At 51.4% G+C, this 13138-nt stretch carries 9 protein-coding genes and 1 pseudogene; 6 read left to right on the forward strand and 4 right to left on the reverse strand.

What is annotated here, in order from left to right; genetic code table 11:
• Positions 1-38: 38 nt before the first annotated feature.
• The 3 genes and pseudogenes from queG to folE all read left to right on the forward strand — a co-directional run.
• Positions 39-1208, forward strand: a pseudogene (gene queG, locus AC3Y23_RS27160) (tRNA epoxyqueuosine(34) reductase QueG); the annotation flags it as partial.
• 129 nt (positions 1209-1337) lie between these two features.
• Positions 1338-1592 (forward strand): YneF family protein, encoded by a 255-nt coding sequence (locus AC3Y23_RS27165; RefSeq protein ID WP_379205057.1) that lies wholly within the window; start codon positions 1338-1340, stop codon positions 1590-1592.
• Positions 1593-1646: 54 nt separating this feature from the next.
• Positions 1647-2240, forward strand: coding sequence for a GTP cyclohydrolase I FolE (folE, locus tag AC3Y23_RS27170; protein WP_379205059.1), 594 nt, complete (start codon positions 1647-1649; stop codon positions 2238-2240).
• 443 nt (positions 2241-2683) lie between these two features.
• On the opposite strand, the gene AC3Y23_RS27175 is transcribed toward folE, so the two are convergent.
• Positions 2684-4081, reverse strand: a complete 1398-nt coding sequence (locus AC3Y23_RS27175) for a Fe-Mn family superoxide dismutase (protein WP_379205064.1) — start codon at positions 4079-4081, stop codon at positions 2684-2686.
• Positions 4082-4736: 655 nt separating this feature from the next.
• The gene (locus AC3Y23_RS27180) at positions 4737-5777 is read right to left on the reverse strand and encodes an alpha/beta hydrolase (protein WP_379205067.1); all 1041 of its coding nucleotides are present in this window, start codon (positions 5775-5777) and stop codon (positions 4737-4739) included.
• A 263-nt stretch (positions 5778-6040) separates the two neighbouring features.
• Here AC3Y23_RS27180 and AC3Y23_RS27185 point away from each other — a divergent pair, with 263 nt between their 5' ends.
• The gene (locus AC3Y23_RS27185; protein ID WP_379205069.1) at positions 6041-6784 is read left to right on the forward strand and encodes an IclR family transcriptional regulator; all 744 of its coding nucleotides are present in this window, start codon (positions 6041-6043) and stop codon (positions 6782-6784) included.
• Between the two features lie 837 nt (positions 6785-7621).
• Here AC3Y23_RS27185 and AC3Y23_RS27190 read toward each other — a convergent pair.
• Together AC3Y23_RS27190 and acnA are read right to left on the reverse strand one after the other, a co-directional pair.
• Positions 7622-7897, reverse strand: a complete 276-nt coding sequence (locus AC3Y23_RS27190; protein ID WP_379205072.1) for a pentapeptide repeat-containing protein — start codon at positions 7895-7897, stop codon at positions 7622-7624.
• 120 nt (positions 7898-8017) lie between these two features.
• Complete coding sequence (gene acnA, locus AC3Y23_RS27195; RefSeq protein ID WP_379205074.1) at positions 8018-10759, reverse strand: aconitate hydratase AcnA; 2742 nt, start codon at positions 10757-10759, stop codon at positions 8018-8020.
• Between the two features lie 234 nt (positions 10760-10993).
• Here acnA and AC3Y23_RS27200 point away from each other — a divergent pair, with 234 nt between their 5' ends.
• Together AC3Y23_RS27200 and AC3Y23_RS27205 are read left to right on the forward strand one after the other, a co-directional pair.
• Positions 10994-12016: an amidase domain-containing protein gene (locus AC3Y23_RS27200; protein ID WP_379205076.1), complete on the forward strand. Its 1023-nt coding sequence runs from the start codon at positions 10994-10996 to the stop codon at positions 12014-12016.
• Between the two features lie 22 nt (positions 12017-12038).
• A complete protein-coding gene (locus tag AC3Y23_RS27205; protein ID WP_379205078.1) occupies positions 12039-13130 on the forward strand; it encodes a D-alanine--D-alanine ligase in 1092 nt (363 codons plus the stop codon).
• Positions 13131-13138 lie beyond the last annotated feature (8 nt).

The following is a 13138-nucleotide window of genomic DNA, read 5'->3' on the forward strand; positions in this document are numbered from 1 at the left end:
CAGCTCCCTTTAAAAAAATATCAAAGGAGGATGCGGATATGCACAGAATGCCCGAGACCTCCTATGCCCCACCGCCCTCCAAATGGGAAGAGCTTAAGGCAGAGATCAAGGAGGCTGCGTCGTCACTTGGAATTGATGATGTGGGGTTCACCACCGCAGAGCCTTTTCTTTACTTGAAAAATATACTTCAGCGGCACAGGGAGAAGGGCTTTGAGTCTGGATTTGAAGAGCCTGATCTCGATAAAAGAACGATTCCGGCACTGCAATCCGGCGATAAGCCGGAATCCATTATTTCCATTTCAGTTGCGTATCCTTCCAAAATGGAGAATCCGCCAAAGTCGGAGCCGGGTGCTCGCCGGGGCATCCTAGCTCGCGCCTCTTGGGGACAAGATTATCACCACGTGCTGCGTGAAGCGCTGGCGAACCTCGAAGACTTTATCCGCGCGCGGGTACCGGATGCCGTAATGGACAGCATGGTCGATACCGGTGTACTGGTGGATCGTGCGGTGGCGGAGCGCGCCGGAATTGGCTTCAGCGGGAAGAACTGCTCAATTATCTCGCCCAAGTGGGGGTCATGGATTTTCCTTGGAGAGATGGTCACGAACATCCCATTCCCTCCGGACGAGCCGGTTCAGGAAGGGTGCGGAGAATGCACCAAGTGTATTGATGCTTGTCCTACGGGAGCGCTTGTTGGTCCTGGTCAACTCAACGCGCAGGCCTGTATTTCTTATCTGACACAGACCAAGGGCTTCCTGAGCGATGACTATATGACCAAGATCGGAAACCGACTGTATGGTTGTGATACATGCCAGATTGTCTGTCCGAAAAACCGCGGCAAGAACTGGAACCACCGTCCGCAGCTGCAACCCGATCCCGAGGTCGTTAAGCCGCTGCTTATGCCGATTCTGGATCTCAGCAACAGAGAGTTCAAGGAGAAATTCGGCAGCAGTTCGGCAGCATGGCGAGGTAAAAAGCCGATTCAGCGCAATGCGATCATCGCGCTAGGGAACTTCAAAGAGACCGCTGCTGTTCCGAAGCTGTGTGAGATACTGCTGAGGGAGCCGCGACCGGAGATGCGTGGAACCGCTGCCTGGGCGCTGTCACGTATCGGTGGAGAAGAGGCGCTAGCGGCTGTGGATCAGGCACTGGAGACTGAGCAGCATGAGACGGTGCTTGAGATGCTGGGCCGGGCCCAGGAGAAGCTGCGGGGCGGGCAGGGACAGGGCGAATGATGAGACGGAAATATCGATTTTTCCAATTGCTGTCCACTTGTTGAAATGCTATGATATACTCGCGTGCCTAATGGCGTAGACAAAAGCAATAGAGGTGGACTTAGGATGACTATAGCATTACCAATTATTACGTTAGTCGTGGGTCTGATCGGTGGATTTTTCATCGGTGTATACTATCTGCGCAGACAAATGACAACGATGCAGAATGATCCGGAAATGTTGCAAAAGGTAGCGAAACAAATGGGGTACAATCTGAACAGCAAGCAAATGCAGCGAGCTCAGCAGATGATGAAGGGCAATAATCTGCAGCCGCCGGGACGTTCTGGTCCTGGTAAAGGCGGAAATCGCAAGGGCAGATAACCGAAGTCCGGTATAGATAGATTTTCGCGCAGGTGCGGAAGGGAGAGGTTGTGCATGGGGGGCATCAAGGACTACGTAAACAGCAATGTATCGAAACACCGTGAACAAATAGAGTATCACGTTGAGAAAATATTGGAATTAATCGGGGAAGATACGGCCCGTGAGGGTTTGCTGGAAACCCCGGCGCGCGTTACACGGATGTATGAGGAGATCTTCGGCGGATACTCAGTGGATCCCCGTGAGGCGCTCGGCGTTAGCTTTGACGAGTCACATGAAGAGCTAGTGATCGTCAAAGATATCGTCTACTACAGCCAGTGTGAGCATCACATGGCCCCTTTCTTCGGCAAAGTGCATATCGGATATGTGCCGAGCGGGAGAATAGCAGGACTTAGCAAGCTGGCCCGGCTCGTCGAAGCCGTCAGTCGCCGCTTGCAGGTGCAAGAACGCATAACGGCGCAGATCGCGGACATTATGACAGAGGTGCTGAATCCCCACGGCGTGATGGTCGTGGTGGAGGGGGAACATCTGTGTATGTGTGCCCGTGGCGTGAAGAAGCCGGGAAGCAAGACGGTAACGATGGCAACACGGGGAATCTTCCGTGAGGATGCCGCGGCCCGTGCTGAGTTCCTGGCGCTGATCAAGGAATAATACAGCTAAGTATTAAAAAAGGACCTACCGGCCATTTCGATGGCGGGCAGGTCCTTTTTTTGATCGCTGGAGTGCCTAGAGGCACGCATTATATAAAACGCTCTCTAATATCGATACAGGTTGAGGTTTGAGCAAAGATTTTGAAATAAGGGCAAATTTGTATCTTATTTCTTGGGGAAATTCAATTTAGTGGTAATTAAGTGCATTTTTGTACCTTAATTTTACAATATATCTCTTCTGGAGGTGTATCTAGCTTATTTAAGGTACAATTTTGCCACTAATTGCCGATAAAGTGCATTTTGATCAGAATTAAGGTGCAAAAATGCTCCTATTTGCTTTTGTTCTGAAGAGAATGAGGCATCGTGTGCAGAAATCTAGCAGATTCGAATTGGAAATGAGTAGCTCGCGCTCCAAAACAGATTGGAACACAACCAACCTACTCCTTAATAAGGCTGCCAAGCCAGTTTGCTGGCGGCATCGAAGCGCTCGGATACGTAAGGCCAGTTCACCACGTTCCACCAGTCCTTGATATAGTCGTCACGCTTGTTTTGGTGCTTCAGATAGTAAGCATGCTCCCATACATCCAAGACAAGCAGCGGAATGACATCCCATTGGGACAGATTTTGGTGCTTCTCGGCGGTTAAAATCTCCAGTCTATGGCTGCGTGGACTCCACACAAGGATGGCCCAGCCACCACCTTCTACCTTATTAGCTGCTTGGCTGAACTGCTGCTTGAAGCTGTCGTAGCTACCGAAGCTTTGCTCAATGGCATCCATTAGTGGTCCGGTTGGACGCCCGCCGCCCTGTGGAGACATTACGTTCCAGAAGATGGTGTGCAGGTAGTGTCCAGCCCCGTTAAAGGCCAGCTCCCGTTCCCAATGCTTCACCAGGTCGAAATTACCGCTTTTACGGGCTTGGGCTAGTTTGGTTTCGGCAGTGTTCAGGCCATCCACGTAGCTTTGATGGTGTTTGTCGTGGTGAATCCGCATCGTTTTCTCATCAATATAGGGTTCTAGCGCGTTGTATGCATAAGGCAGAGGCGGTAGACGGTGGCCACCAATCGGAACAGCAGATAGTTCGCGTGACTCCTGTAGCGAATACGGACTATCCTGTCCTGCAAAATAACCTTGCTCCACTGCATAGTCATTTTCTGCTGCAAAATCCTGTTCTGCTGACCGTTGCTCCGAATCAGCTAAGTCGCTCAGCACATACTCAGCCTGTTCCGCTGAATAGTTGTTTTCCGCGAGAAAATCCTGCTCTCTTGGCCGTTCCTCGGAATCTGTTAAGCCGCTCAGCACATACTCGCTCTGCTCTGCTGAATAGTTATTTTCCGCGAGAAAATCCTGTTCTGCTAACCGCTCTTCTGGAGCTGCCAAGCCGCTCAGCGCATACTCGCGCATCAATCCCTCAAGTTGCCCCGGCGCATTCAAAGTCTGCAGGACGGCTAGGAAGTATTCCGATTCGCGGATGATATGTAGCAGGACGACGGTTGCCAGTGGAACGGCCTTGACTGCAGCACTGCCCTCCATAATGGCATAGAGCTGTCTTATAAATTCGGTAGATTGTGCACTGGCTACACGTAGTAGCTGTTCAGTCTCGTTGATCAAAGCCCATTGATTCCCATGAGCCGGAGTAGAAAGAGCAGACTCCAACAGATGTCTGGCAGCTTCCTCGGTAGCTCCGAAAACAACAGCCCATTCATCGAGCAGTTTCACATAGGGTTGTTCCAGATTGGGAACGATGGCCTTGATAACCTCGGTATGCTCCTTCTCCTGAGTCTTCCAAAATACGATTTCTTCCAGAATGCGTACTGGCAGCATCGGTCCGTATACATATAGCATTACCTGTTCAAACCTCCCGTGATATGACTTCACCGATACATTTATATGAGTAGAGTAGACAGCTTATGAGCTTGGCGGAGCGGCAAATATTTAAGGTGGAATGATGGGAGAACGGAGAACATGAGAGAATATGGGGAGAGCTTGGAGGCATCAGGAGGAGAACTAGAGGGAAAGTTTGGAAATAATATGAAAAAGAGTCTGAAGAAGAGCTTGGAGATGACTTGAAGGAGAGTGTGAAGGAGAGTTTGAAGGCACCGGGAGAAGAGCGTGAAGAGTTTGGAAAGAGCTTGGAGATGACTTGAAGAAGAGTGTGAAGGAGATTTCGGAGAACAGCCAGGAGAAGATCTTGAAGGGGGTTCTTTTTGGGGAATGGTTAGAGTGAGGTGATTCAGATTGGTCTACCTTTGTTGAGTTTCAGAATTTGAGTATTCTGCAAAATGGTAAGTCTGTAATGCGTCTGGCTAACCCTGGCTAATCTCACACAAAAGAAAAGCCTCCTGCCGGCAGCATTTCTGCATATCCGGGAAGAAGGCTTACGTAACATTTATGGGTGGATAACGGAAGGTTTATAGCATGACTAAGATAGTCTATGAAACATTAATGCTATGAATAAAATGCAAGCCAACGCTGGCAATAATCTGAGCTATGAAAATAGCTAAGGTTTTACAACGGTGGATTGCTCAATCTCTTTTGCTTCCGCCAACTGTACGTTGCCCAGGAATGCAGATACCCGACGTAAGTATTCGCGTGGATGCTCCCGGAACAGTAATTCATGGTGGCTGCCCTCTACAATCCAGGATTCAGAGTAAGGGTTACTCTGGTTCGCGGCAAGCTCCTCGGCAATCGGATAAGGCGCCTTGTCATCCTTGGTTCCGTGCATGAACAGGATCGGGAACGGATAATCCTCTGATTTTACTTTGGCGTAGGGAATCTGATTCAGGCCAGTTCCGTTCAGCACTGGGAACAGCAGCTCCATAATTTCCAGAGAGGGATGGCGCGGCAGATTTATATTTTGTTTGATATTATGATACAGCGTGTCCGGCTCCAGTAGGAAGGTGCTATCGAGAATCATGGCATCGACATCCTTCGTAACCAGTCCTGCTTGGAGAGCTGTTCCAGCTCCCATGGAGAAGCCCCAGACGACAATCTGCTGCGCGCCTTTCTCCTTGGCGAATTGAATGGCACCTAGAAGCTGTTGGGATTCTTTTTTACCACCAGTAGCGATATCCTTGTTGACCTGTGAAGCAAATCCATAATCGAACATGACAACATTAAAGTTCAGGCGATGGGCGTAATGCGCAAGATCATACATAGGCACCCAGGATTCCTCGCGATTGGCGCCATAGCCATGGCTAAACACGATGGTCTTAGTAGACCCTTCAGCGGGAATGTACCAGCCTTGCATGATGCGACTATTATCCAGTGCCGGGAAGGTTACATCCTCATATTTCAGACCCTTGGCGATCAAAGGGTTGGAATAGAGGGGGGCAACTGTAGGATTGGACAACACCCAAGCAATATAGCCATGCAGCGAGATGAAGCAGAACACGAAAAAGAAGAACACCGAAAGTAGTAATGCTACAATAACATGTTTAAGGCGAATCATACCCAGTGACAATGTTGGCGGCGTATCAGGTTTGCGTTCTATAGGCTGGCGGGGGACCGGCGTGCCGGTACGGGCTGTAGTCAAATCCATGATGGTCACCCTCCTAATCTTTATGACAGATACAAGTGTGAAAAGTCTTACGTATTAGCGTCTTTCTACTTATATATATCGTATGATCATGATTTATCAAAGTCAATGAAATCAACGGTTTTGTAATGCAACTGTAAAGTGGAACCCAGCCTTTTCCGTGTGCTGAATGTGCTGGATTTCCGTAGGGTTTTGCTCTAAGATAGAATTGATATATTTAATAATGTAACCGAGTTTCATTTAATGAAACAAAAGGGGAGATTAAGGTGGAGGACCGCAAACTGACGGTGCGTGCCGTAGAACGGGCGCTTGATATATTGCTCTGCTTTACGAAGGAGAACGAACTGGGATTGACAGAGATCGCAGGGCAGATTGGTCTACATAAAAGTACGGTACATCGACTGCTGACAACACTGGAGGAAAAAGGGTTCCTGACTCGTAATGCGGCGACGGAGAAATACCGTCTTGGCATTCGCGTGTGGGAGCTATCGACTCATCTCCCAGCGTACGATGAGTCGGCAGCTCTGCTGCTACCGGCTATGGAGCGGCTGCGGGACCGGCTGGGCGAGACGGTCAGCTTGTACTTGCGCGACGGTCTGGAGCGCGTGCGTATTCAGGCTGTGCAGAGCCAGCAGGCCATCCGCCGGGTGGCTCAGATTGGCGCTCGACTGCCCCTGTCAGTCGGCGCTTCCAGCAAGGTGCTGGCGGCCTATGCGCCGCCGGAGGTGCTGCAGTCGCTGCTGGAGGGCCCCGGCTGGCCCGACTATGTGGAGCGTGATGCCTATAAGCATCAGCTCCAGGAGGTTATGAAGTTGGGCTACGCGACGAGCTTCGAGGAGCGCGAGCCTGGCGCGGCGGCGGTAGCCGTGCCAGTGGTGGGACGCAGCGGCACTGTCGTAGCCGCGCTGTCCGTGTCCGGGCCAGTCAGCCGTCTCTCGGAGGAGACGCTGCTGGATTATGCCGCCGTCCTCCATGAGACGGCGGCGGAGATGGGCTTGATGCTGCCATAAGCTGTGGCGGCAGCATCAAGCCCTGCAAGCTGGCAGCGCCTCTGGGAGGCGCTAGCCGCGCAGAAGCTCTAGCTGCCCGCATAAGCGCGGTCAGCGCCTAATGTCTGGCCTGCCTAGGCGCATCGCGTCCAGCGTCTGCTGTCTGCGCCAGCTAGGCGCACCGCGTCCAGCGTCTGCTGTCTGCGCCAGCTAGGTGTATCGCGGTCAGCGCCTGGTGTCTGCGCCAGCCTAGGCGCATCGCGGTCAGCGCCTGATGTCTGGCCTGCCTAGGCGCACCGCGGCTGGCTCAGACTGCACCCTGCCGCGTTCGATATCTGCGGCAGCACATGAAAAGGTTGTTCCAAGTGTTTTGGAACAACCTTTTTGTCTCTCTTATGAGCGACTACCTTCGGTTTGGAAAGCAGAAACCAGAAAGCAGAAAACAGAAAGTATACAAGCCGAACAAAAGAAATTAACCAAAAACGAAGATGAGCGAACGAGCGGATGTGGAAGTTAGGAACTGCAGGATTGAGAGAAAGCGGTCGCCTGAAAGCTGTCATAGGAAAGCCAGCGCCCGAACATAGACTATCGATAGATTTCAACCACTAAAAGCAGTCAATTTCCCCTTCACCAGTCGTCTTAACATTGAGAAAAAAGAGTCACCTCCCCAACTAAGGGCATTTTTGTACCTTATTTTTCTTCAATATAGGCAAATGAGGGAAATAAGGGCGTTATTGTATCTTAATTTTCGAAAAAGCACGCTGGACGGGGTATTCTGGAAGATTTAAGGTACAATTTTGCACTTAATCTCCACTAACCCTTAGCTGCAGAGAATTTAAGGTACAAAAATGCCATTAATTACACTTCAATACTACTTATAAGCTCTCTGTTAACAACGAGCCACGAAACGCTGAGCTGCAAGCTACAATCAACGATCCACGAACTACGATCGATGATCCACGGGCTACGATCCGCGTTCCACGATCTATATGAGCTCTCTGTTAACGACGATCCACGGAACGACGATCCACGGAACGACGATCCACGGAACGACGATCCACGGAACGACGATCCACGGAACGACGATCCACTAGCTACGATCCACGATCCATGAACTACGAACAACGGAGCCACGATCCCCCAACCCCAACCCCAACCCCAACCCCAACCCCAATCATTTCACGTCCAATCATACAAAAAAGGATGTCCCCAGCGCCTATGGCTCAAGGGACATCCTCTGTTTAAACGTTCAGGTTATTCAACCGGAAGGGCGCTGTCTGTAGTTGCATCGGCCAGCATCTGGCGGAGTACAGTTTGCAGAATGCCGCCATTGCGGTAGTAGTCGATATCTACGGTACTGTCGAGACGTGCGTTGACAGGGAATTCAAAGTGGGTGCCGTCTTCGCGGGTAGCGGTGACGGTCAACTCTTGCCCTGGTAGTACATTGTTGTCAAGGCCGGTAATGTTGAAGGTCTCGCGTCCGGTCAAGCCCAGGCTGCTCCAGCTTTGACCTTGCTGGAATTGCAATGGCAGTACGCCCATGCCGACAAGGTTGCTGCGGTGAATCCGCTCAAAGCTCTCAGCGATGACGGCTTTGACGCCCAGCAGCAAGGTGCCTTTGGCGGCCCAGTCGCGGGAGCTGCCTGTGCCGTACTCTTTTCCGGCAATGACAACGAGATTCTGTCCAGCGGACTGATACAGCATGGAAGCGTCATAGATAGACATAACCTCTTCGCTTGGTAAGAAGGTAGTTACCCCGCCTTCTGTACCAGGAGCAACGGCGTTGCGGATACGAATGTTGGCGAACGTTCCGCGCATCATCACTTCATGGTTACCACGGCGTGAGCCGTAGGAGTTGAAGTCTGCACGTTCTACGCCGTGATCGCGCAGGTACTCGCCTGCCGGACCGTTCGTAGAGATGTTACCTGCTGGAGAGATATGGTCTGTTGTAACAGAGTCGCCCAGCAGCGCCAGAACGCGTGCGTTGTTAATATTATCGATATCACCAAGGCCATCGGCCAGATTCTCGAAGAACGGAGGGTTCTGAATGTAGGTGGAGTTGTCGTCCCACTCATACAGTTCGCCTTCTGGAACTGGAATCGAATTCCAGCGTTCGTTCGCGGTGAATACATTTTCGTATTTACGACGGAACATTTCCGGGCTCAAGGAGAGGCCGATCGCTTCGCGGATTTCCGCGGAAGTAGGCCAGATATCCTTCAGGAAGACAGGCTCGCCTTGTGGATCGTATCCCAGCGGCTCATTTTGCAGATCAATGTCCACCGTACCTGCCAGCGCGTAAGCAACAACCAGCGGAGGGGAAGCCAGATAGTTAGCTTTAACCTGAGCATGGACACGGCCTTCAAAGTTCCGGTTACCCGAAATAACAGCGGCTACCGTCATATCGTTGTCGGCAATTGCTTCGCTGACTTCATCCGGCAGTGGACCGGAGTTACCGATACAGGTTGCACAACCATATCCAGCTACGTGGAAGCCAAGGGATTCCAGCGGTTTCAGCAGATCTGCTTTTTGCAGGTACTCTGTAACTACCAGTGAGCCTGGGGTCAAGCTGCTCTTAACGTAGCCCGGCTTGGTCAGACCGCGTTCCACGGCTTTCTTCGCCAAGAGTCCCGCACCTAACATAACGCTTGGGTTGGAAGTGTTCGTACAGCTAGTGATCGCTGCGATTACAACTGCACCAGTGCGCAGCTTGCTAGTCGAGCCGTTCTTATGCTGTATGTCCACAACCTGGTTGATTTTTTCGTCGCTGAGGCCATATCCACCCTTGTCTACAGGGGTGCGGATAATGCTCTCAAAGCTTTCTTTCATATTCGTCAGTTCCACACGGTCTTGCGGACGTTTTGGTCCGGCCAAGCTTGGTACAACCGAAGCCAGATCTAGTTCAATGACATCGCTGAACTGAGGGTCTGGTGTTTCTGCGGTGCGGAACATGCCTTGTGCTTTATAGTAGGATTCCACCAGTGCCACCAGATCATCAGGACGACCGGTGCTGCGGAGGTAAGTCAGTGTCTCATCATCGACAGGGAAGAAACCGATCGTTGCACCGTATTCTGGAGCCATGTTGGCTACCGTAGCGCGGTCTGCGAGACTGATGTTCGCCAGGCCAGGGCCGTAGAATTCTACGAATTTGCCGACTACGCCCTTTTTACGGAGCATCTCGGTTACAGTCAATGCCAGGTCAGTTGCAGTAGCGCCTTCTACGAGACTACCGGTAAGCTTGAAGCCCACAACATCTGGTGTAACGAAATAAAGCGGTTGACCGAGCATACCAGCTTCAGCCTCAATACCACCAACGCCCCAGCCCACTACACCAAGACCATTGATCATGGTAGTGTGGGAGTCCGTTCCTACAAGAGAATCCGGATAAACTACGGTTTCGCCATCTTGGGTCTTCGTAGCGGCTACAGAAGCCAGATACTCCAGATTCACCTGATGGACAATCCCTGTTGCAGGAGGAACCGCGCGGAAGTTATTGAATGCCGTCTGCGCCCAGCGCAGGAAGCGGTAGCGCTCTTCATTACGCTGGAATTCAACGTTCATATTGTATTCCAAGGCATCAGGTGTGCCGAAGGCATCAACCATAACAGAGTGGTCGATGACCAGGTCTACCGGTACGAGCGGATTGATCTTCTTGGGATCGCCGCCGGCTTTTTTAACAGTATCCCGCATGGCTGCCAGGTCTACGACTACCGGTACACCGGTGAAGTCCTGCAGTACGATCCGAGCAGGGATAAAAGGGATTTCTTTGTTCCGGTCAATACCGCCAGCCCAGCCGGCCAGCTGCTTCACATGCTCTTCCGTGATTGCTCGTCCGTCGAATTGTCGAACTGCAGCCTCAAGCAATACTTTGATGGAAAAAGGCAGGGAAGAAATGTCGCCCAGTCCTTGTTGTTGAAGGGAATTAAGGTCGTAGTAGCGATACGTTTTGCCGCCCGACTCCAGAGTACGGGCCAGCGAAAAATGATCCTTGCTTGGCATTAAATGCGCCTCCTTGTTTCATCTGTTGAAACTCCATTTCATATATTGCATCTCCTTTAAGTATAACGTTTACAAGGAGGGGAGTAAAGTTTTTTTTCCTCCTTTTTGATGGGAATACCGCCCGATTTCTCCCCCCTGTAACCAAGTGCGAAATGGAGTAGATCTGTATAGGAGCGCATTTTCCTTCATATACATAGGACAGCAGCCAAATAGGGGAGAAGGGGCGGGAGTAGAATGGAGCAGGATTGGAAACGAAGTCTGTATGTCTATGTGGATGAGCTGAACAAAGACCGAGTGGAGCCGGGGGCTCTGCCACGGTTTTCAGTGGTGAGAGATCAGCGCTTTCGGATACAGCAGGGAGAACGCTCCCGCAGGTTGGCGGAATGGTATGCCGGCAGAGGCATCACACCGTTGCGTGGAGAGACAGGGGTCAAGACCTTAAAAGTCGTGCATCAATCTCCGAGTGAAGTCATTGCAGAGGTGGTGCTGCACAGTGCACTTTATTACGAGAAAGGTGGCATGAGGCATCGTGAGGATGCGGTAGAGTCAGAGCGCTTGATTTTTGTGCAGGACGGGAGTTGGGAGATTGCTGCAGTGGAGCGGCGTATTCTAGAGAGGAATGCCAAACAATATATCGAAGCGGAACCGGATGGGAGAGTCTCCAAGTGGGGTGAGGTTCTGCCTGCCGCCCAGCCCTCGCAGCCGCTCCTTAACAAGAATATACTAGGGGGAAATTCCGGCTCTAAAGAGATTCGTTACAACCGTGAGGCAGCTGTAGCTTACGCTGATCGTTGGTGGAAGGAAGGGAACCCGGAATACGAAAACTTCGAAGTGGATTGCACGAATTATGTCTCCCAATGTCTCTTTGCAGGGGGGGCGCCTTTCAACTATACTGGTAAAAGAGAAACGGGCTGGTGGTACAAAGGGTACACTGGAAGCCAGGAATGGTGGAGCTTCAGTTGGGCTGTGTCGGACAGCCTGCAGCGTTATTTGGGCGCCAGCCGCAGCAGCGGCCTGCGTGCTGAAGAGGTAGAGCGGGCAGAGCAGCTTCAGCCGGGAGATGTTATCTTCTATGACTGGGACGGCAATGGTCGCTACCAGCACAGTACGTTCGTTACGGCGCTCGATGCGGGCGGCATGCCGCTGGTGAATGCACGTACGGTCAGCAGCCGCCATCGGTATTGGGATTATCGCGATTCCTATGCGTGGACCGACAAGACGGCCTACCGTTTTTTTCATATTAATGACTATTTATAATTCGGAAAGAGGTTATTGAAGTATGGGGAATGCAAAATTGACCGTTGGTCTGGTATACGGCGGCAAATCCGGTGAGCATGAGGTGTCGCTGCAGACGGCTTTTGCAGTCATGAATGCTTTTGATTACGATAAATATGAGATTCTACCTTTTTATATTACGAAGCAGGGATTGTGGAAGGTAGGCGAGACGCTGACAGCGCCTTTTGCGCAGATTGAGCACCTTAAGCTTGCTGAGGCGTCTTCTGATTCAGGCACTGCGATGAGCGCTATATTCAGCGGTCTTTCCGGCGAGGCGTCAGCGGTGGACGTGATGTTCCCAATGCTGCACGGCACCTATGGGGAAGATGGGACGATCCAGGGCCTGTTCGAGATTGCGAACATTCCTTATATCGGGGCTGGAGTTTTGGCCTCGGCGGCGGGCATGGACAAGGTCGTGATGAAGAAGCTGTTCGCTGAAGCCGGACTGGACCAGTGTGAGTACTGCTATTTCAACGTCAGCTCGTGGAAAAGCAGAAGTCATGAGCTGATTGTGGATGTGGAGGATAAGCTGGGCTACCCAGTGTTCGTTAAGCCAGCCAATCTTGGGTCTAGCGTGGGCATTTCCAAAGCGGAAGATCAGGAAAGTCTGATCAAGGCTATCGAGTATGCTTTCCGGTATGATACGAAGGTCATTATTGAAGAATTCGTGGATGCTCGTGAGCTGGAGGTTGGCGTGCTGGGTAACGAAGAGCCTGAAGCCTCCGTTCCGGGTGAAATTGTTTCTTCCGGTGAATATTATGATTATGCTGCCAAATACATTGACGGCAAGTCACAAATGCTGATTCCGGCACCGGTTGATCCCGATATTGCTGACCGACTCAGAGATTCGGCGCTGGTGGCCTTCAAGGCTATTGAAGGAAGTGGGATTACGCGGGCGGACTTCTTCGTGCGTAGGTCTGACGGCAAAATTATGATCAATGAAGTGAACACGATGCCGGGCTTCACGCCTTTCAGTATGTATCCGCTGCTGTGGCGTGAGACCGGCGTATCCTATAGAGCGCTGCTGGATCGTATGATTGAGTTGGCGCTGGAGCGCTACAATTTCAAGCAAAACCTGAAATACGACAACGAATAATACCAGAT

It is taken from the genome of Paenibacillus sp. MAHUQ-45, assembly GCF_058133325.1.